At 45.2% G+C, this 20,757-nt stretch carries 19 protein-coding genes and 3 pseudogenes; 12 read left to right on the top strand and 10 right to left on the bottom strand.

Features of this window, described 5'->3' with window-relative positions; translation table 11 throughout:
• Positions 1 to 23: 23 nt before the first annotated feature.
• From PP175_RS07225 to PP175_RS07235, 4 genes and pseudogenes are all read right to left on the bottom strand, one after another.
• A complete protein-coding gene (locus tag PP175_RS07225; RefSeq protein ID WP_272442119.1) occupies positions 24 to 401 on the bottom strand; it encodes a MerR family transcriptional regulator in 378 nt (125 codons plus the stop codon).
• A gap of 456 nt (positions 402 to 857) precedes the next feature.
• A pseudogene (locus PP175_RS29855) lies at positions 858 to 1,148 on the bottom strand (hypothetical protein); the annotation flags it as partial.
• A gap of 473 nt (positions 1,149 to 1,621) precedes the next feature.
• Entirely contained in the window at positions 1,622 to 1,909 is a 288-nt protein-coding gene (locus PP175_RS07230) for a hypothetical protein (protein WP_272442120.1), read from the bottom strand.
• A gap of 158 nt (positions 1,910 to 2,067) precedes the next feature.
• Positions 2,068 to 2,454 (bottom strand): hypothetical protein, encoded by a 387-nt coding sequence (locus PP175_RS07235; RefSeq protein WP_272442121.1) that lies wholly within the window; start codon positions 2,452 to 2,454, stop codon positions 2,068 to 2,070.
• Between the two features lie 253 nt (positions 2,455 to 2,707).
• Between PP175_RS07235 and PP175_RS07240 the strand changes: the two genes are divergently transcribed.
• Positions 2,708 to 5,296, top strand: coding sequence for a DNA translocase FtsK (locus PP175_RS07240; protein WP_272442122.1), 2,589 nt, complete (start codon positions 2,708 to 2,710; stop codon positions 5,294 to 5,296).
• A 70-nt stretch (positions 5,297 to 5,366) separates the two neighbouring features.
• Positions 5,367 to 6,050 carry a hypothetical protein gene (locus PP175_RS07245; RefSeq protein ID WP_272442123.1) on the top strand — a complete coding sequence of 228 codons (684 nt, stop codon included), beginning with the start codon at positions 5,367 to 5,369 and terminating at the stop codon, positions 6,048 to 6,050.
• A 53-nt stretch (positions 6,051 to 6,103) separates the two neighbouring features.
• Here PP175_RS07245 and PP175_RS07250 read toward each other — a convergent pair whose 3' ends face one another.
• The gene (locus tag PP175_RS07250) at positions 6,104 to 7,123 is read right to left on the bottom strand and encodes a ThiF family adenylyltransferase (protein ID WP_272442124.1); all 1,020 of its coding nucleotides are present in this window, start codon (positions 7,121 to 7,123) and stop codon (positions 6,104 to 6,106) included.
• 255 nt (positions 7,124 to 7,378) lie between these two features.
• Between PP175_RS07250 and tnpB the strand changes: the two genes are divergently transcribed.
• The 6 genes from tnpB to PP175_RS07280 all read left to right on the top strand — a co-directional run bounded on the left by tnpB (position 7,379) and on the right by PP175_RS07280 (position 12,400).
• On the top strand, positions 7,379 to 8,485 hold the full coding sequence (gene tnpB, locus PP175_RS07255; protein ID WP_272442125.1) for an IS200/IS605 family element RNA-guided endonuclease TnpB: 1,107 nt from the start codon (positions 7,379 to 7,381) through the stop codon (positions 8,483 to 8,485).
• A 128-nt stretch (positions 8,486 to 8,613) separates the two neighbouring features.
• Positions 8,614 to 9,615, top strand: coding sequence for a GTP 3',8-cyclase MoaA (gene moaA, locus PP175_RS07260; protein ID WP_272442126.1), 1,002 nt, complete (start codon positions 8,614 to 8,616; stop codon positions 9,613 to 9,615).
• Positions 9,616 to 9,621: 6 nt separating this feature from the next.
• Positions 9,622 to 10,122, top strand: coding sequence for a cyclic pyranopterin monophosphate synthase MoaC (gene moaC, locus PP175_RS07265; protein WP_272442127.1), 501 nt, complete (start codon positions 9,622 to 9,624; stop codon positions 10,120 to 10,122).
• A gap of 40 nt (positions 10,123 to 10,162) precedes the next feature.
• Positions 10,163 to 10,621 (top strand): pyridoxamine 5'-phosphate oxidase family protein, encoded by a 459-nt coding sequence (locus tag PP175_RS07270; RefSeq protein ID WP_272442128.1) that lies wholly within the window; start codon positions 10,163 to 10,165, stop codon positions 10,619 to 10,621.
• Positions 10,622 to 10,921: 300 nt separating this feature from the next.
• On the top strand, positions 10,922 to 11,308 hold the full coding sequence (locus tag PP175_RS07275; protein WP_272442129.1) for a hypothetical protein: 387 nt from the start codon (positions 10,922 to 10,924) through the stop codon (positions 11,306 to 11,308).
• A gap of 204 nt (positions 11,309 to 11,512) precedes the next feature.
• Positions 11,513 to 12,400, top strand: a complete 888-nt coding sequence (locus tag PP175_RS07280; RefSeq protein ID WP_272442130.1) for an SDR family oxidoreductase — start codon at positions 11,513 to 11,515, stop codon at positions 12,398 to 12,400.
• 140 nt (positions 12,401 to 12,540) lie between these two features.
• Here the strand turns inward: PP175_RS07280 and PP175_RS07285 are convergent, their stop codons facing one another.
• Positions 12,541 to 12,822 carry a KGG domain-containing protein gene (locus PP175_RS07285; protein WP_442870430.1) on the bottom strand — a complete coding sequence of 94 codons (282 nt, stop codon included), beginning with the start codon at positions 12,820 to 12,822 and terminating at the stop codon, positions 12,541 to 12,543.
• Between the two features lie 488 nt (positions 12,823 to 13,310).
• Positions 13,311 to 13,811: a GNAT family N-acetyltransferase gene (locus tag PP175_RS07290; RefSeq protein WP_334314190.1), complete on the bottom strand. Its 501-nt coding sequence runs from the start codon at positions 13,809 to 13,811 to the stop codon at positions 13,311 to 13,313.
• A 295-nt stretch (positions 13,812 to 14,106) separates the two neighbouring features.
• Here PP175_RS07290 and PP175_RS07295 point away from each other — a divergent pair, with 295 nt between their 5' ends.
• The gene (locus tag PP175_RS07295; RefSeq protein ID WP_272442131.1) at positions 14,107 to 15,264 is read left to right on the top strand and encodes a D-alanyl-D-alanine carboxypeptidase family protein; all 1,158 of its coding nucleotides are present in this window, start codon (positions 14,107 to 14,109) and stop codon (positions 15,262 to 15,264) included.
• A gap of 27 nt (positions 15,265 to 15,291) precedes the next feature.
• On the opposite strand, the gene PP175_RS07300 is transcribed toward PP175_RS07295, so the two are convergent.
• A complete protein-coding gene (locus PP175_RS07300) occupies positions 15,292 to 15,714 on the bottom strand; it encodes a DUF309 domain-containing protein (protein WP_272442132.1) in 423 nt (140 codons plus the stop codon).
• A 390-nt stretch (positions 15,715 to 16,104) separates the two neighbouring features.
• On the opposite strand from PP175_RS07300, the gene PP175_RS07305 reads away from it, so the two are divergent.
• Both PP175_RS07305 and PP175_RS07310 read left to right on the top strand, forming a co-directional pair.
• Positions 16,105 to 16,245 (top strand): hypothetical protein, encoded by a 141-nt coding sequence (locus tag PP175_RS07305; protein ID WP_272439345.1) that lies wholly within the window; start codon positions 16,105 to 16,107, stop codon positions 16,243 to 16,245.
• Positions 16,246 to 16,434: 189 nt separating this feature from the next.
• Positions 16,435 to 16,860 (top strand): annotated as a pseudogene (locus tag PP175_RS07310) (reverse transcriptase domain-containing protein); the annotation flags it as partial.
• 84 nt (positions 16,861 to 16,944) lie between these two features.
• Here the strand turns inward: PP175_RS07310 and xerA are convergent.
• Entirely contained in the window at positions 16,945 to 17,907 is a 963-nt protein-coding gene (xerA, locus tag PP175_RS07315; RefSeq protein ID WP_272439344.1) for a site-specific tyrosine recombinase/integron integrase, read from the bottom strand.
• A complete protein-coding gene (locus PP175_RS07320; protein WP_272439478.1) occupies positions 17,900 to 19,813 on the bottom strand; it encodes a tyrosine-type recombinase/integrase in 1,914 nt (637 codons plus the stop codon). The genes xerA and PP175_RS07320 overlap by 8 nt, the downstream gene beginning before the upstream one ends.
• An 86-nt stretch (positions 19,814 to 19,899) precedes the next feature.
• Between PP175_RS07320 and PP175_RS07325 the strand changes: the two are divergent.
• Positions 19,900 to 20,745 (top strand): annotated as a pseudogene (locus tag PP175_RS07325) (reverse transcriptase domain-containing protein); the annotation flags it as partial.
• Between the last annotated feature and the right edge of the window lie 12 nt (positions 20,746 to 20,757).

The raw sequence follows: 20,757 nt of genomic DNA on the forward strand, positions 1-20,757 counted from the left end.
TTACTAATACTTTTTTCATCGTATCATTCTTCTTTTCTTCCCTGAGTACGTTTTGTATAACGTGTAATTTTTACGTCAATTCCTTTTAAGGATTCTGTGATCAACGAAATTTCAGCTAGCACAGCTTGCTTGTGATTCTTCATCATTTCAAGTCGGGATTCAATGGTGTTATCTCCTTCTACTACCCAATCAATATATTGCTGAATATCACTTATTGGCATGTGCGTGTGTTTTAAACAAAGAACGATTTCAAGGAGCGCAATTTGATCTTCAGAAAATAACCGCCTACCAGCTTCATCACGCTCGATTAGTGGTAGTAGTCCTTTTTTTTCATAATAACGTAACGTTGATTCTGGAATATTGAATTTGGCTGAAGCTTCGCTGATTGAACAATACTTCATCTGGAGACCTCCAAAATTTACCCTTTATTGTCGACAGGAATATGATAAGACTTAAACCATGGTTTAAGTCAACAAAAAACAAAAAAATATTTTTGTCTAGTCAAGGAGTTTTTTAATTATTCAACTGTGAAGTTTCATGTAGGCGCAATTAAGGGTGGAAAAATAATGCTAATAAGCCATTTTAAGCATTTTGAAGAAAATTCTAAATGAAACTAAACTGTGGTGCAGCTTCGCTGCTTGGGTGGCTAACGGGAATCTTTTCCCTAAAAACAGAATGGTTATTGAAGTAACGGGATTCGTTAGTTCAATTAATTGCTCAAAATAGGAGCGGTTTTTCTTTTGGTCAAAAATCAATAACACAGCCAACATGAAAAAGAGCGATCATTTCTGATCACTCTCTTTCGACTTCGGTTTGGTTAGTTAGGTAATGTTTTTTAAATACCCGACATACTCAATTTACACTTTTCTGAATTCTGTGCACGTTCCTCGTCTTCTTCGAAGCAGGGACGCTTGCATTGTGAAAACACGATTCGGCTGCGCCCATGACATTTCTCTAAGGCCCGATATACTCCATTCAACCAAAGGAATCTTGCAACTTTCGTGTGGCGGGCAAAAAAGCCAAACCCTTTTTCCACGGCGACCCCGTATTTTGTAGTATTTCGGCTGCTGACTTGTAATGGGCATAACCATCAGTACATCTTCTTCTGTTTCTGGATCTGTCTCTTCTCTCATGATGATGCATGGGCGGTATTTACCTTCTCCCGGTTCATCTCGATATTCTACCTATACATCCATGATTTGCAAACGGGTTGTGCAGGTATGTCTGATTTACAGAATATGTAGTATTACCAATTGTATATGATTCCCAAACTGAACGCTAGTCCCAAATCGGTCTTAAATTTGGACTTTCCTCCAGAACAGTTGATACAATATCTGTGATTCCCAAAATCCACGACTAACGATAAACGCTGTTAATGCCTTGGAGGATAGAGGGGGGTGGAAGCCCCTCTATTTTTATCCATACAACAATTAATACATGTATTGGTAAAAGAGGTCTTATTGTGGTACAAAAAAAGGATAGATGTAACTAGATAATTCTCTGTTACATCTATCCTTAATTTTTTACTATATAATGTGTAACATTATATGAATTTAATTAGTTTTTCTCAGTGAAAACGCACAAGTTGATAAAATGGTTGGGTGTGTGCTTTTTATCTTATCTAGGCGGTAAAATCGATGGTGCTGGATTGAAATGTCGATGAGGCGGTTTGTTGTGTTTGAGCGGGTGTGGCTGAATAAGTTGAGGTGTTTTCAACTTGCTGTGGTGCCTTTGTTGCCCGTGCATGATGCCCATGGTGTCCATGATGGCCCTTTTTAACTTCGGTGCCTTCATTGGACTTGGCACCATCTGCTTGAAGCTGGGCTTTTTGCCCTGTTGTACTGCTGTTTTGGGGATTGGGATAACTTGTTGGGTACAGTTGAGTTGATGATGTGCTTGAAATATTCATTCAATAAGACTCCTTTCTTAATTGGAACAGGACCATTATATCTGCAAGATGTGTTCGGATTAGGTCAAATAGATTAAGAATGGATGAGAAGCTTATTAACAAGAATGAAAAAAGGACCTGTTGATTGATTTCAACAAGTCCTTATCATTATTTTAATATCAGCCGACGACGGTAAGATCGGTGTATTTGGCGAAATAGTTTAGGAAAAGTTTATGCAGAGGCACAATAAAATCAGTTTCACCGTTTTCATAAATACCGGATCTGCGATAGACGCGGACTTTATCTGCTACTATTTTATAGTAGTTGGATGAAAACTGTGTTTTTACCTTTTCCGTAGGATTATTGGATGTCATAAATGTCATCCGTTTTGTATTTAAACTATGAGGAATCATGCTGATAATATCTTTAAATAATATGTGATAGCTGCAGTGCGGCCGCTGAAAAATTATCTCCTTCGTTGTAACCGTGCACCCTAAATTCCCGTTCTTGTGGGAAAGAAGAAGAGTGCCCTCCATATCTTTTACACGAATAAAATCTTGGCTCATTATACACACCCTTACTATTAATATAGGTAGAGGTCCACTTAATCATAATGAAAAACGCCTGTTATGTAAAGTCATTTTCCTGTGATATTAATGGAAGTCTGTTTTCCAGCCAGTCGACCCGGGTATGAGAGTTGGACTAAAGTAAGAAGTTGATTGGTAGATTATACGAAAAAAAACAAAACAAAGGAGGTACATGGTAAAATAAATGGAATAAGGTGTCGTGTGTCATAAATGGCAGAAAGGAAGTTGAGCAGTGAACGAACTATTCAGACGGCTTAAAGTCTGGCTGCAAACATTTTACAATCAGGAATACGAGGAAATAGGAGAGGCAGAAGCTAAACAGGAGCGAAGAGATGTGTATTCTTCCGCTGGCAATAAAAACTTATCGATTCGGACGGCCAGAATATATCCCAAAGGGGATGTTGTCGAGCGCGACGTTAGTTCCGTACCGCTTGCGTCTCCTGCACCCCGCACAGTTGCGGGCAGAAACCAGCAAAAAAATTCTTTTCGATTTCCTTTAATTCCGGATAATCAGGCGGATAAACCTTCCTTCCCCCGAACTGCTGGAGACCATAGCCCGCAAAAGCGAATACAACAGAAACCGGCTTCACCCGTTACGCGTCATGTTGATGCAGGAAGAATTCCGGATGCTACAGAGGGAGCGGCCCCGGTTAACAGGCCACGGAGTGAAGAAAAGAAGCCATTCCGGCCAACCGAGGTGATTTCCCCTGTGTATGGGTATAAAAGGCCAGAGCCCAAAGAAGAAATGAAAAGAGAGAACACTGGAAAACCGAACCACAGCGAGCAACCGGTACACAGCAAGCAACCGGTACACAGCGAGGAAACAGGCCAGAGCGCCGGTCCTGGTGACCTGTCAGAAAAGCTTATGGGACAACATTGCCAAACAGAAACTGAAAGGCAGCTTGAATGGGAAGAAGAAAAACCAGATTGGTTTTTGTCGGGGCTGCAAACTTCAGCCGATAACAGTACCACTGAACAGGATACAGTCCTTCAGGCAGAGCCTATTATTCTTAAACGGGAGTACAGCAGGGAACTGGAACCAGAAACGCACTCAAATTCCCCGTTCATCGAAGTGGTTCAGCAAAGGGAACAACAACGGCCTTTAGAGAAAACCTGCCTTCCTGCTGCCCATGCCCCGGAGCCCTCTGGATTAGAAGATAAGCAGAGTGTACAGGCAGATCAACCGGATTCGGAAGAAGGATTGCTAGCAGTAGAACCGGTACAATCATTTAACCAAACACAATCAGCACCATCACACCCAGCCGAACGATCAAAGCAATTTGAGTCATCACTTCGAGCAGAAAGCTCTATTGGGGCTGGTCGCATTGTGAGTTTTGCGGCTCAAGGGCAGGTACATAAACAAGGAAGCGGAAGCTTTTCACAGGAAGGGTCCTACAGCAGGCCGGCTACATCGCTGCTGCATCCGGCATTAGCGGTGAATAAAGAAAACACAAATTTCGTTCATAGTCAGCAGGAACTCCTCGCGGTAACCCTGCAGAACTTTAATGTCCATGCGGAAGTCATTGGGACGGTTCAGGGTCCTACAGTTACTCGCTATGAGGTACAGCCAGCTCCCGGGGTAAAAGTAAATAAGATTACCAATCTGGTTGACGACATTAAGCTGAGCCTTGCTGCGCGGGATATCCGAATCGAAGCGCCGATTCCTGGCCGTTCCGCTGTAGGAATTGAGGTGCCTAATGAAGAGAGTGTTCCGGTATATCTTCGCGGAATTTTTGAGTCAGAGGCATTTCAAAGCAACCCTTCTCCGCTTGCGGTCGCATTAGGTCTTGATATCGGCGGTGAGCCGGTGATTGCTGACTTATCGAAAATGCCGCATGGATTGATTGCGGGTGCCACAGGTTCAGGGAAAAGTGTGTGTATCAACTCTATCATCGTAAGTCTGCTGTACAAGGCATCGCCTGATGAAGTCCGGCTGCTGCTGATTGACCCTAAAATGGTTGAGCTGGCGCCTTATAACCGATTGCCCCATCTGGTGGCCCCGGTTGTGACCGATCCAAAGCAGGCAACTGCTGCATTGAAGTGGGCTGTGGGAGAAATGGACAGGCGTTATGAGAAGTTCGCTGAAGCGGGGGCACGGGATATCAGCCGCTACAATGAGTTGATGCGCCGCAGCTACCCCGACATAAAAGAATACATTCTGCCGACTATTGTTATTATTATTGATGAGTTGGCCGACCTGATGATGGTTGCACCCGGGGATGTTGAAGAGTGCATATGCCGAATAGCCCAGAAAGCGCGCGCCTGTGGAATTCATCTGCTGGTGGCTACACAGCGTCCTTCGGTGGACGTAATTACGGGGCTCATCAAAGCCAACATTCCCACTCGAATTGCGTTTTCTGTGTCGTCCCAGACGGACTCCCGCACTATCCTTGATATGAATGGGGCGGAACGGCTGCTGGGGCGCGGTGATATGCTATACTTATCCTCCGGAAGCTCGAAGCCTGTAAGGCTGCAAGGACCCTATGTATCGGATGATGAGATAGAAGCTGTAACGGACTTTGTCAAAAGCCAGGCGGAAACGAATTATTTGTTTGAGAAAGAAGATTTAAGCCAGATTGTTGCGGCAGATCAATCTGATGAACTGTTTGCTGAAGCCGTATTATTCTGTATCGAGAACGGACAGGCTTCTGCGTCCTCGCTACAGCGAAATTTTCATATCGGGTACAACCGTGCGGCCCGCCTTATCGACATGATGACCGATCGCGGATTCATATCCGGCCAATCCGGCAGCAAGGCGCGGGATGTATTCCTTACACAGAGTGAATACGAAGAGTTATTTCTAAACGACAGCCGTATTTGACTTTTCGACACAATTATGTAGGTTTGATATAATAGATTTGATGGATTGCAGCAGAGAAGGAGGAATTGCCGTGCATGAGGATCAGGAAGTGCCTGTTCTTGTAGATTTTCTTGCGGAAAGACATGCCAAGCAGCGGTTTTATGATGATGTCCATCAGAAGCTGTTGGATGATTTCTTCGAATTTACCTGCCAATCTCTTAATCTGCGTGAAAAAGTGCGTGCTAAACACCTGTTTCGCAATCGGGTGAATATCTCATCTGAAGTTCTTCTGCACCCTGCCTGGGAAGCACAATATGGTATCTGGTTTATGCTGGAATATCAAAATATTAAAGGAGAACGAATGATAGAGAAATACTTAAGCGAACGCCATGCCTCTTTGTCTGAAGAGGAACTTCATCTCGCCGCTTATTGGATGGCCACCTATCCATCGGTCTATAAGGTAGTCGAAGAGTGGCAGGATGGCTACCGTCTTGTCGATTTATGGACCGGTGTGGAAATCCATGCAACGCTGAAACAGGATCAGTTTGTACGAAAAGAATTTATTGTTGATCAGTATATATTTGCCCGTGTTGTAAAGGTCGGTTTTATTCATTGTTTTCTCGGGCCTTATGCGCTCATTAGCAAGGATAAAGCCCCGGACATTAAACTAACCATGGAAAAAAGTTTTGACCGCAGCAAGCAGGAGAACAGCCCGTGGTCCTGGCGGCTGTTTATGCAGCACCATGGGATAGAAGTTCTCCGGCAGAACCCATAGTTTTTTACAAGAAACAGGCTTCCGTATCGGAAGCCTGTTTTTCAGGTTGTCTTTTATGCGCCGATAAAGCGTGCATAGAGCGTTCTGGCTACCGCAGGGTCACCTGTTCCCTGCACCATAGTCCTTCCGTTCGGAAAAACAACAAGTGTGTAATCACCCGTCTTAAAGCGAAGCAGGAATTTGTTGCGTTCTACCTTTCCGAGTACAGCGAATGTTTCAGCTAGTTGATCCAGATTTAGCTGCCTGTCAAATGCGGGGGTGATCTGTACGCTATTGCGTCCGCATAGAGCGGCCACTTGCTCCTGTTCGCCGGTGTGCTCAAGAAATTCATACAATCCTCTGCCGCATGCCGGGCATTCCGGGTTGCGCCCTTTAGCAATACGCGTCTGGTTATGCGTATTGTTCCATACCTCCAGGTTTTCAAGGAACGGACTGTAGTGCTCTTCATCATGCAGGAGAAGTTTTAGTGCTTCAACCGCCTGGTATGAGGCGACGATGTCAACGACAGGCCCAATTACTCCGGCCGTGTCACATGTTTCCCCGCCTTCAGGAAAGTCGGGGTAGAGGCACCGCAGGCATGGCGTTTGTCCCGGCCGGAAAGCTGCAAAAATACCCTGAGAGCTGACTGCTCCTCCATATACCCATGGAATCCGATGCTTCACAGCGACGTCGTTTATCAAATAACGGATTTGAAAATTATCGGTCCCGTCAAGTATAATGTCAGCGTCTGCCAGAAGAGATTCTGCATTGGAAGGGATCACATCCGTGATAACCGGTTCTATTGTGACGCCGCTGTTGATTTTGCGCAGTTTTTCATAGGCAGCAGCAGCTTTGGGAAGATGCTGGGCTGCGTCTTCTTCATCGTAAAGCATCTGCCTTTGAAGGTTACTTGGTTCAACGAAATCCCTATCTATTACGCGCACGTGCCCCACTCCGGCACGGACCATGTGATTGGCCAGTACAGTGCCCAGAGCGCCTGCACCTACGATAACAGCCCGGCTTGCGCCCAGCCGCTCCTGGCCTTCTTGTCCAATTGGCTTAAAAAGGATTTGCCTTGAATATCGTGTATCCATGTACAATGCTCCTTAGTTGTTGCGGTTTTCTTTATTGTAACGCACACAAGCTAAAATGGACAGCCAGAGGGTTCGGCTATGCTGTGCGCTATGTCACAATGAAAAACCTTATTGTATGGTATACTTTGATAAATTAAAGCAGCGCACACTCGTGACTTTAGTCATGAGATAGCCGCCTTTTTAAAACACCATGATTTTCCACTCGTTGTGTCGTATAATAAGAATATACGTTCGCAAAGGAAAGGAGGATCGTCCATGCTGGTACACAAAGCGTATCGTTTTCGTCTCTATCCCAATGCCGCCCAAACTACTCTTTTGCGTAAAACCATCGGATGTGCCCGATTCGTGTTTAACCACTTCCTGTCGTTGTGGAACCAGACGTATACACAAACAGGCAAAGGCTTAACGTACAGTGCCTGTTCAAAGGAGTTAACCGCACTTAAAAAACAACTTCCCTGGTTGGCCGAAGTCGATAAGTTTGCCCTGCAAAACAGCCTTCGTCACCTAAATGATGCGTACACGCGGTTTTTTAAAAGGCAAAACGACCGCCCGCGCTTTAAATCGAAACGCAATCCTCTGCAATCCTACCAGACGGCGTTTACCAACGGAAACATTCGGATTGAGGGCAACAAGATTAAGTTTCCGAAGCTCGGGTGGGTGCGGTTTGCGAAGTCCCGAGAGGTCGAAGGTCGTATTTTAAGTGCCACGCTACGCCAGACACCTGCCGGAAAGTATTTTGTTTCGGTGCTGTGTGAAGTCGAAAGTCAGCCGTTGCCTGTCTGCGACCGAACGGTCGGCGTGGATTTGGGGCTCAAAGATTTTGCCATTCTCTCCACCGGAGAGAAAATTGCCAACCCGAAGTACCTTCGCCGCTACGAAAAAAAGCTTGCCCGCTGGCAACGAACGTTATCCCGCCGAAAGAAAGGCGGGCGTAACCGCGACAAGGCACGCCTTCAGGTGGCTCGCCTCCATGAGAAGGTTTTCAATACCCGAAACGATTTTCTTCACCAACTAAGTACAAGGCTGGTTCGTGAGAACCAAACAATCAGCCTCGAAGATTTGGTGGTGAAGAATATGGTGAAAAACCATAGGCTGGCGAAGAGCATCTCAGATGCAAGCTGGTCGGCGTTTCGCTCGATGGTGGAGTACAAAGCATGCTGGTATCGGCGCAAGGTCAGCATTGTCGGCAGGCAGTTTCCATCGAGCCAGCTCTGCCACGTGTGCGGGTACCGCCACAAAGAAGTGAAGAATCTCAACATCAGGGAATGGAACTGCCCATCGTGCGGCACACACCATGACCGGGACGAAAATGCGGCGATGAATCTGGACCGCGAAGGACAACGTTTGCTGGCGCTAGCTTAAAGCCCCAGCCAACCGTGGGAACCACGGAGCTAGCCTGCTGACCTTCACCCGGTAGGGTGTTCAGCGCAGGAATCTCGCGACTTTAGTCGTGAGAGGTTCAAAACACTTGGTAAGGAGAGGGCGAGCTGATGAATAAACTCGTTGACAAATTTGGCCGCATCCATGACTATATGCGGATTTCAGTAACAGATCGCTGCAACCTACGCTGTGTATACTGTATGCCTGAAGAAGGAATGGAGTTTGAACCATCCGATCGCATTCTCAGCTATGAGGAAATTGAGGCGGTTGTCAAAGCAGTTGCCAAGATGGGCGTTCGTAAACTGCGGTTAACCGGTGGGGAACCGCTTGTCCGCAGGGAAATTGAAAAACTAATCGCTATGCTGTCCGCTGTTCCGGGCATTGAAGATATCGCTTTAACAACGAATGCAATTTTTCTCGAATCAAAGGCAGAAAAATTAAGAGAGGCCGGGTTGACCCGCCTGAACATCAGCCTGGATTCACTTAAAGCCGACCGCTTCTCCATGATTACGCGGGGCGGCGACATTAAGCGCGTTATGCGCGGCATAGACGCAGTTGTACGCGCGGCATTTACTCCGATAAAGCTTAATGTTGTGCTGATGAAGGGCATCAATGATGATGAAATTCAGGATTTTATCCGCCTTTCCATGGAGAAGCCGCTGCAGGTGCGTTTTATTGAATATATGCCGATTGGGCACGATGATAACAGCTGGCGGGAGAAATACATCTCGCTTGATACTATTTTCGAGGCGGTAGAAAAAATGGGGCTTTCCTATGAATCAGAGGTACTCGTATACGGAAATGGGCCGGCCGAGAATTACCGAATCCCGGGGGGAGCCGGGTCATTCGGTTTAATCCATCCTGTAAGCGAGCATTTCTGTGATACGTGCAACCGGCTGCGCTTAACGGCGGATGGCAGTATTAAACCGTGCCTGTACTGGAATGATGAATGGAATGTGCGGCCGCTGGCAGGTGATGATAGAGCTATTCAAGCTTTATTCCTGCGGGCGCTTGATGCCAAACCAGAAAACCATGAGATGGCGATGGCTCTTAGCCGGGAATCTCAAACCCATACACCTACTGTGCGCCGAATGTCGCAGATTGGAGGATAGCTAGTTATGGATGAATCGCTTACACATTTTAACGGCCAGCAAAGGGCCCGAATGGTTGATATCACGCAAAAGTCAGAAACAAATCGGACTGCCATTGTTCACAGCCGGGTTATGATGAAGCCGGAGACACTTACCCGGATCAAAGAAGGCCGGATAGGGAAGGGGGATGTGCTCGCTGTTGCACAGGTAGCCGGAATTATGGCCGCTAAGAAAACCTCGGGCCTCATTCCCATGTGCCACCCGTTGGCGCTTACAGGAGTAGATATAACATTCCACGATAACGGGGCCGACACGCTTTACATTGAGGTTCTGGTTAAGACGAAAGGCCAGACAGGCGTGGAAATGGAGGCGTTAATGGCAGCTTCTGTCGCAGGGCTTACCGTGTATGATATGTGCAAGGCGATGGACAAAGAAATGTTGATCGGCCCCACCTACCTCGTTTCTAAAACAGGGGGAAAAAGCGGAGAGTTTGCCAACCACATCGAAGTAGAAATTATGAAAAAATAACGCTACAATAAAACGAGAATGATTATAAGGAGTGGGTTTTATGGCAAACGATAAAGCAGCACCAAACGCGCTGACGAAGGAACAGTCCGATCTGCTCAACTCAGAAACGCTCATTCTGCTCAGCACCGTAGATGCAGAAACAAACACGCCCGGCATCAATGCGATCTCATGGGTTAAAGCTTATTCAGAAACGAAAATACGTTTTTCCGTTACCAATTCCTCCCGCATAGTAGCCAACATTAAAGCGAACCCTGGGGTGACCCTGGCTTTTATCGGGCTTGAATCGGTATTTTCTATCGTAGGTAAGGCCTCTATTCTGGAGGATAAAATGGATGGAGTATCGATGCCGCTAGCCAAAATAGAAGTCGAGATAACTGGCATTTTTGACAGCATGTTTTGGGGAGCGAAGATTGTTCAGGAACCGAAATTTGAAAAAACGTACGATCTGCAGAAGGCGAAAGCGCTGGATGATTCGGTATTTACCGCCCTGCTTAAATAACAGCAGTTACATAGGAACAACATAAAAGGAGCCTGATGCGGGCTTCTTTTTTTAATTCTGCTGTGGATAGTTAACAGAACTTCTTAAAATGACGCGTTTTAGAGGGAGGCCTTCAGGTAAAGTTCCAAAAAATGTTAACAATTACTCTGTTATATTGTAAAGATATGCCTGTATAATAAAAGAAAATTGTTTTTAAATACAAAGGGAGTCTTATTGAGAAACTTAGCGACCTTCTAACATGCTACAACCAGAGTGGTTTAATTAAATAGATAGTGAATTTGAATAAGGAGGAAGAAAGAAATGGACGAGAACAAACTGGTTGAGCTGATGCGTTCTATGATGAAGGAAGAGTTAAAACCTATAAATGAACGATTGGACCAGATGGATCAACGGTTTGACCAAATAGATCAACGAATGGACCGAATGGATCAACGATTGGACCAGATGGATCAACGATATGAAGAGATGGGCCAAATTGTTCGTGCCTTGCGGGATGGGCAAGAGGAGCTAAAGGCGCAGATGGAGGGCATTTCGCTTGACGTTCACAAGCTGCATGGAGAAGTTGCTGCGCTTCGTCAGGAAATAAGACGTGACCAGGATCTAGCTGATATGCGGGCAGGCCGCACTGAACGACAAATTGCTGAAATTAATTCTCGTATTGAGCAGTTGGAAAATCCGCACAGCTAATATTATCACAAAATTTGAGCGGTTGTAGGATTGGTATGAAAACTGAACCTACTTTGGCGGTTGTTGTCTATAAAAAGTAAAAACGTTCCAGTTCTCCTTATCGATTGCTTTAAATGTTTAAATTCATCCCTGCGATTCATATTTGAACCAAACGGGAAGAAAATATAGGGTGAACAATTAACCCGGATAAGGAGATGATGAGTTTTGTCTACTGGCAATGAAAACAATAACGCTCAGCCAACGACTCAGGAACCGCAGCACGGCTATTTAAAACCGGACATACAGTCTGAAATGGTACCACGCCCCAGGGCAGAAGACAGCACATATACAGGCAGCGGAAAACTGAAAGGTAAGGTTGCCATTGTCACAGGAGGCGACAGCGGAATTGGCCGTTCCGTTGCTATCTTTTATGCAAAAGAGGGTGCGGATGTGGTCGTTGCCTATTTAGAAGCGCACAGCGATGCAGAAGAGACAAAACGCCAGGTTGAACAGGAAGGGCAGCGCTGCCTTACCTTGGCCGGAGACATAGGGGATGAGGCATTCTGCCAGCAGGTTGTACAGCAAACCATCCAAGAATTCGGCCGGCTGGATATCCTAGTTAACAATGCTGGTGAACAGCATGAATGTGTCCGTATTCAGGATATAACTGCAGAACAGCTTGTCCGAACTTTTCAGACCAATATTTTCTCGATGTTCTTCTTAACAAAGGCTGCTGTGGATCATATGCAGGCGGGTAGCGCCATTGTGAATACAGCCTCTATCACTGCTTACAAGGGGCATCCGACATTGATGGATTATTCCGCCACGAAAGGTGCCATTGTTTCCTTTACCCGGTCATTATCAAACAATCCGGATATTCTCTCCAAAAGCATTCGGGTGAACGCTGTAGCCCCGGGCCCTATCTGGACACCGCTTATCCCTTCCACATTTTCAGAGGACAAGGTGGCAAAGTTTGGCCAGGACGTTCCGATGAAACGGCCAGGACAGCCTGAAGAACTTGCGCCTGCCTATGTTTTCCTCGCTTCAGATGATGCTTCCTATATTACTGGCCAGACTATCCATGTTAATGGCGGAACGGTTCTAAACGGATAAAAATAAGTGATTGAACATGAAAGAGGCATCTCGCTTTATGCGGAATGCCTCTTTGATGGGCAAAAAAATAGGCCCCCTATCAAAAATGATAGAGGGAAGATAAAGGACTATCTATTTAATGGAACAAAAAGCGAGACCTTTTAGTCACGGTTACGATTTCTGTTGCGGCTTTGGCCACCCTTTTCTCCGATTTCTTCATAGAAATCACGGTCATGGGATTCAGCTGTCGCTTCCCCGCCTTTGCGTCCGATTTCTTCATAGAAATCGCGGTCATGGGATTCAGCCGTCGCTTCCCCGCCCTTGCGTCCAATTTCTTGGTAGAAATCACGGTCATGGGATTTAGCAGTAGCCTCTCCGCCTTTGCGTCCGCGTTCTTCTCTGCTCATGTTATCGTCATTATTATTGTTATTGTTACGTGCCATATCTTCATCTCTCCTTTGGGATGCTTGTATTGTCGAACACATTATTGCTTTTCCCGCTTCTTTCGGGAGCAAAACGAATAACGTTTCGATTTAGGCCCCATGTAATAGAAAAAATGATATAAGTAGAGCTAAAGTATCTGAATGGATAATGCTAGACTTGCTGAAATGGTTTGAAAGTATGGTGATTGCTATGAGCAGGGCTCACTAAGGCGACAATATTTAGCAGGGTATCCGTAATTTCCAGGAAGCTCTTTATACGCTTGAAGAACAAATGCCTGGTACCATGAGCGGATCCCCTGAATTTGTGAAAAAGTATTGTAACCTCTCCAAAGGGGAGAGTAGACAGCAGGGGACCGTGGAATGAAGACGGCAAATTCGAGTATGTTGAGGATCCGCAGCCTATGGGCAATAACCCGGCTGCCGAGTTTTCATCGAAGAGTAAATAAGTGGAATACAGGAAAAGACCGCAAATCCGCGGCCTTTTCCTTTCACGAGACTCTTTTTCCTAGAATAATTAAGTCTCTTTCGACTCCGTCCAATTCTGCCACATTTGGCAAGTGGGCCCATTTTTCAAAACCAAAGCTGGCAAACAAATCCAGGCTGGGTCTGTTGTGGCCGAATATAAATCCCAGCAGCGTCTTGATTCCCAGCTTCGGGCACGCATCTATCGCTTGTTGCATAATGTATTTGCCAATTCTTTTGCCTCTGTAATTCTCATGTATGTAGATGCTTATCTCCGCGGTTGCGTGATAGGCAGGCCTGCCGTAAAACGACTGAAAACTAATCCATCCGCAAATTTCTCCATGGTATTCTACCACCCAGAGAGGTCTAAAAGTAGGAGAATGGTCATCAAACCATTTTTTTCTGCTTTCAACACAAACAGGCTCTGTGTCGGCTGTAACCATTCTGCCTGCGATGGTCGAGTTATAAATTTCTACTATAGCGGATAAATCCCCGATTTTAGCATCTCTCACTGTAATATCTGTCACGAGCCTTCCCCCTATGTGAATGCCTGAATTATTACCATTATAAATTGCAGTCCTTTATTATTTCTTTGAATACATGTTAACTTACCTTACATGATAAATCAATATGAATAACAGACAGACACCTTCGGCTCCATTTAAATTTTACCGTATTCTCATACTTGTCCTTTATTCTAGAGAATAGGGATGGACGGTCAGGGCTATACTTCTATTGTTTCACTGGTGAATTTTATCCCTTTACGCATCAATTTATGATTAGGTATACTGTCACTATATTGCAGACAGGCAGGTATGTAAAATGAAATGGTTACTTGTAGTTATAGTGGCCCTGCAGATGCTTCTTCCTGAAAGTGTGCAGGCTGCATCTTTCCCGGTTGCAGAACCGGCGGACCCTACAGCGGCAGATATCCATAGTGAATCAGCCATTTTGATTGATATGAATTCAGGAGATGTTTTGTTTTCGAAAAACAGCGATAAAATGCAGTACCCCGCTAGTATTACGAAAATTGTCACCGGCATCCTTGCAATAGAGAATGGGCATTTAAATGATATCGTGACAGTTTCAAAAAACGCCCGTGATGTGGAGGGCACGCGCATCTACCTGGCAGAAGGTGAACAGAAGCCTATGATTGATCTGCTATATGGTATGTTGATGAATTCAGGTAACGATGCGGCTATTGCCATTGCGGAACATATGGATGGCAGCGTGGAGGCATTCAGTAGGCGGATGAACGATTTTGTAAAGAAGATTGGCGCAACCCATACACATTTTGTCAACCCGGATGGACTATATGATAAGCAACACTACACAACGGCGGCGGATATGGCTAAGATAGCAGCGTATGCAATGCAAAACCCAATATTTAGCCGAATCGTTGCAACGAAAGAAAAACCATGGAATGGAACAGAATGGAAAAGTAAGCTTGAGAACCACAATAAGCTGCTTACCACCTACAGCGGTGCAAACGGGGTTAAGAACGGGTTTACAACCCAGGCCAAGTTTACCCTCGTGGAATCTGCCAAGCGAAATGGAATGGACCTCATAGCTGTTCTTATGAAAGCAGACACTGATAGGGAAATTAACCAAGATGCAGAGCGGCTCCTGGATTTTGGGTTTGCGCACTTTAAATCGGTACGTATTCTGGGGGAGCGCCAGCAGTTAAGCAGCCGAGGAGAGCGCTATACAGTTAATAAGAATCTCTTTGCGACGATACCCAAAAATGATCAATTTCGTGTGAATACCGGAGATCCACACCATATTATTGTGCAGACGACCTCTGGTAAGATACAAGCCTATAGTCCTGTGTTGACGCAAAGGGAGATACCCGACACCGGGCACAAAGATTATATGGGTTCTGCTGAGGATAGTTCGTCCCTTTATTATTGGACAGCTGTATCTGCCGGCGTGCTCATTGCAGGTTGGCTCTCACTGCGTTATAGGGGAAGAAGAGCTTAAATTCCACGTGCGAAGGAAAGGCGTTTTTTAAAATTTATCTTCTTCGGCAACCCCTTGCGGAGTACACGTCTGTACCGCTTTTTGCAGCTCGGAATCCGTAATTCTGATGTACAGCGGGTAGAAGGGAAACGGGGCCTTATCATATCTGTTTAATTTTACCAGGTAGTCTTTCACCTGTGTAAACAGGAGCTGCGCATCAATGCCCAGCTGGCCGCTCCAGCTTTCTTCTGACTTAGCAAGCGCTGATTCGAAAAGCAGCACGGCCCCTTCTTTATTGCCATTTCTGAAATGATGCAGGCCAACGGCGACCTGCAGGAGAGCCTGGAGCAGCTTGTTTCGCCCATGGCCCAGCCAGTATTCTTCCATCACTTCATGGCATTCGTAATAGTCCTGTTCGATATTAAAATAATACAGATATTCGACATACAGCCGGTGATACAAGCGATTCACGCTCCCAATTTTAGGCTTTCCCCTTTATTCTATCCTGATTAATCCCGCTTTGCGATGGGCAAAAACTTTTAATTTTTCATCAAAGAGTGAAAAAACTCCCTTGGCAGCAGAATCCCAAGGGAGTTTGTCTTCAGTATGAGAGGCTCATTATCACTGAGCCTCTTTTTAGTGCGCCCGGCATGGGCATTATCTATAGGGTTCAAGTCCCGAATGGTGAAGGCAGTAGTAACCATAGCTTAAGGCAAGGGTGTCGACCGTGAGGTCGAATCTGAAGGAAGCCGGCGGCAAACCTCCGGTCTGAGGAACACGAACCTCATATAAGGCTAACATTCGTTGGATGAGTCTGCTAAACAAGACGAAGTCCATACTGCCGAAGGCGAATGAGAGTAAATGAGGCAGATAGATGGAGGGGAAGATAATGTTCTTACCCGGGGAGATCTGTCTGACATGCCGAGTTCCCTTGGCAACCTTATCCGTGAGGATAAGCTGAACAGACAGAAGTCAGCAGAAGCCATAGTACATGGGTTGTGACGACAAACCATGGAAGGGCTGAACATTATGGAGAATGAAAGACAAGGCGTTCGAAGACACGCGATGAAGGCAGACAATCCGAAAGGACTTATCTGAAGGAAGAAGTGGTGAATCCACAGGGAACTTCAGAAGGGCGGAGTGTGCGTTCGGCACAAATTGGGCCTTTCATTCACGCAAGGAGTATACGTTATGATTGAACAATTGCTGTCACGGAACAATCTCTTACTTGCCCTAAAGCAAGTGGAACGGAATAAAGGAAGTCATGGCGTGGACGGTATGTCAGTTAAACTCCTACGAGCACATATTAAGGAACACTGGCATGACATTCGCCGTTCCATCGAGATGGGCTCCTATAAACCGAGCCCAGTCCGTCGGGTCGAAATCCCGAAACCGAACGGCGGCGTGAGGCAGTTAGGCATCCCTACCGTGACCGACCGTTTCATTCAACAGGCACTTGCGCAAGTATTGACGCCTCTCTTTGACCCTGGCTTTTCTGACCATAGTTATGGATTCCGCCCTGCAAGGCGTGGACATGATGCCGTAAGGAAAGCGAAGCGCTACATGCAGCAGGGATATAGGTGGGTGGTCGACATGGATCTGGAGAAATTTAGCGATATTAATTTAGAGTGGCCCTCGCCTATTTAAGTTAATTAACGTTTATTATCTATGTTTTTCTAATTAAATCGCAGTATTTCAGAATTACGTACCCGTTCGGGCACCGTAAGGTGCTTGAAAACAAGTTACTGGTTTACCGCATAAGCCTATGACAGTACGCATTTTACGCATCGGATGGCGTTGAGAAAGTTGTTTTAAGTCTGTAATGGTGATGTGTAGATAAATTTGAGTCGTATTTAGGCTCTTATGGCCTAATAATTTTTGAATGGCCACTAAATGAGCGCCTTCTTGCAAAAGGTGAGTAGCACATGTATGTCGCAATTTATGGGGAGTGACTTTCTTATCGATACCAGCTCGTGCCGCATATTTCTTAACCATAAACTGAATAGCTCGAGAAGTTAGCGCACCTCCCTTTTTGCTGACAAAGAGCTCAGAAATAGTGCTAGTTCTAGAAGTGAGGTAATCCTTAATGACGTCTTCAACGATTGAATCCAGTGGTACATATCGCTCCCGTCCCCCCTTTCCTTGAATCAGAATTCGTTTCTCTTCCCAATGGACATTACGTAGCTGGAGGGAGCAGATTTCACTTACTCGTAGTCCAACTGAGTAGATCAAAGTAAGGATTGCCCGGTCACGGCGGCCTAAAATAGTTGTGGTGTCTGGTTGGGTGAGTATCTGTTGAATTTCTTTGTTTTCTAAGACCACTGGAAGTCGTTCCGGTGTATCGAGAAGTTTCGGCCATTTTTTTCGTTCATCTTGTTTAGGAGTTATTATCTCCATAAGAATGAGATAGTCGATAAATGCTGAAAGGGTGGCCAATTTACGTTGCACAGCAGAAGAACCATTCTTACGGTCAACACGAAGGTAGCGGATATAATCCACAACCATTTTAGCTTTGGAGGGATTGTCCATTTGTGGGTAGTCATTTCTACAAAATGTTTGCCAAACTTTCATATCGATGGCGTAGGCATCGGCGGTTTTAGGACGACAACCTCGAACAAATTGGGTATAGTCGAGAAATTCTCTAAGAATGGCTTCATTATTCATGCTTTTTCTCTCCTGACACGGGTGGAATATTTCTGCGAAGTAGGCTAACGGCTTTTCTGATATCCTCGAAATCGGCGTGAGCATAGGGGGTGGTTTCTTTTAATGACTTATGTCCAAGTGCTTTAGCTATGACTTCTACTCTTCCACCTCGTTGGATAAGATGAGCCGTAAAAGTATGACGAATGGTATGAGGGCTAACAGGCTTTTCAATATGAGCAGCTTCGGAATATTTTCGTATACGCCTTGTTATGGTCCATGGTTTAATACGAGTTCCTTTTTGATTCAATAGGAAAGGGCCCGATTTGGCTTTGCGATAGAGTCCAACATACTTTTTTAAGTCGCCAATAGCTGCTTTAGGAATAGCTGTTTGACGATCACCTGATTTTCCTTCTCGTACATGAATCCAGCCTTCTTTTAGGTCCACATCTTCGATGTTTAGAGCACTCAGTTCTCCGACACGGAGCCCTGTTGCATAGAGTACCAAAAGAGTAATAAAGTCCGTAAAACCTTGGTTAGTTGAGCGATCAGGTGCAGAAAGTATACGTAGCATCTCTTCTTCCGTTAAATAGGTTTGTTCTTTCGGTTGTTTGGGTACCATTTTAAGTGCCTCCATCGGATTTTCAGTTCTCCAGCCACGGTCTATGGCGTAAGCCATAAATGAGCGAAGGTGGGATAGATTTTTGTCTATCGTACAAGGAGAGATTCCGGCTTGTCTACGAGCACTAAGCCAGCGAATGATGTCTACGGCACGTAACACCTCAATTCCTTTCTCCAGACAATGTGGACAGCCTACGGCAAATCGAGTAAGACTAAAACGAAATTCCTTTAACGTACCCTTCGAATATTTCTTCATACCCTCTGCAGTTCGAAGGAATTCTTGAATTTGTTCTGCTAATTTTCCTGTAAGAGGTTCAGCTATGGGAGTCATCGTATATTTTCGACGTAGTGGTTTATTTTGGCTAGATACGTTAACAATTTCCAACTTGGGTTTTGATGAACAAGACATTTCGTTGATAGGGTGTGACTCCAGTGTTGCTTCTATCTCTGGGTTTTGAATCCGAGTATAATGAAGGGTTGTTGTCAGCCGTTTATGGCCTAACCAGTCTTTGATTTGTACGATATTGCCTCCTTGTTGATACAGATGACTTGCACAAATATGGCGTAGTTGATGGGGGCGAAGGGATTTTTCCCACATCTCATGATATTTCCTAAAGGTAGCACCTATTAAGTTGTTGTCCATCGCTTCTTTCCGCCAGGTTAAGAATAGCGGTGCGTTAGGTTCAAGATCATTACGCGTAGCTAAATAAATCTGAAGTAATTCTAATATCTCATTAACGACGGGAACTCGCCGTTCTTTTCGCCCTTTTCCTTCTCGAATGATGAGAACTTGTTCTTCCCATAGAATATCTCTGATCTGTAAGTTTGCTGCTTCTCCAGCTCGAATGCCGGAGGCATACAAAAGAGCAAATAAGGCCAGATTACGCTTTCGGATAGGGTCGAATTGACGACGGCTCAAACAACTGTCGATTTGCCTTTTTAATTCCTTTAGGCAATCTTGAATTTCCTCTATTGAAGCGATCTCAGGTAAGGATTGATAAAGATCTAGATTCGTATACCTTAGATGACGAGCAGGATTTTCTAAACGTAATTCTTGCTGCACTAAATAATTAAAAAAAGAACGAAGTTGACTAATGATTACATTTCGGTATCCAAGAGATTTACTTTCTGTACGTTCAATACAGTAGTTCTCCAGGTGAACGAGTTGAACGTTTTGAAAGTTGATGGATAAGTTCTCCAGATATTGAGCTAGCTTTTTGAGTTCCCGCCAAGTAGCTTTCACCACTTTTGGCGTATATCCTCGAATAATGGTTTGATATTCTCGATAATCCTCGATGATAGATTCCATAAGATGTGTACCTCTCTGAAGTTAGTTTACAAGATCTCACGATCTTGTCTAGGGATGATCCTATGGGTCTATCTTATATCGCTAAAGAGAAATTCTTCGACAAAGTGAATCATGATCGGTTGATGAGGAAGGTAGCGGAGAAAGTAGAAGATAAAACGGTTCTTCTCTTGATTCGTCGATTTCTTCAAGCGGGTGTCATGATACATGGAGTTGTCAGAGATTCGGAAGAGGGCACGCCGCAAGGTGGTCCACTAAGTCCGTTGCTTTCCAACATCGTATTAGATGAACTGGATAAGGAACTGGAGAAGCGAGGACACAAGTTTGTCCGCTATGCAGACGACTGTAATATTTACGTTCGTACACGTAAAGCGGGAGAACGGGTGAAAGCATCGGTGACCAACTTTATTGAAGAAACACTCAAGCTTAAAGTGAATCAGGAAAAGAGTGCGGTAGACCGTCCATGGAAACGCAAATTTCTAGCATTTAGCTTTACCTTCCATGTCAATCCGAAAGTCCGCATCGCTCCCCAATCTCTGAAAAGAGTTAAACAGAAAATCCGCGCGATCACGTCCCGGAAGAGTCCGATGGCTATCGATGATAGAATCGAGGAACTCAATCAATATCTCATGGGATGGTTGGGATACTTTGCGCTGGCAGATACGCCGAGTGTTTTCAAAAGTCTTGATATGTGGATTCGCAGACGATTGCGGATGTGCCTATGGAAACAGTGGAAACTTCCCCGTACAAAAGTAAAAAGGCTTATCGCTTTAGGTGTTCCTAAAGCAAAAGCCTTCGAGTGGGGTAATTCCCGCAAGGGATACTGGCGTATTTCCAACAGTCCTGTCCTGGATCGAACGTTGAATAATCGATTCTTCGAATCGCTTCAGCTTAAGAGTCTGGCAGAACGATATGACTCGTTGCGGAGTACATAATGAACCGCCGTA

The organism is Aneurinibacillus sp. Ricciae_BoGa-3 (assembly GCF_028421645.1).
In the GTDB taxonomy this organism is placed as follows: domain Bacteria; phylum Bacillota; class Bacilli; order Aneurinibacillales; family Aneurinibacillaceae; genus Aneurinibacillus_B.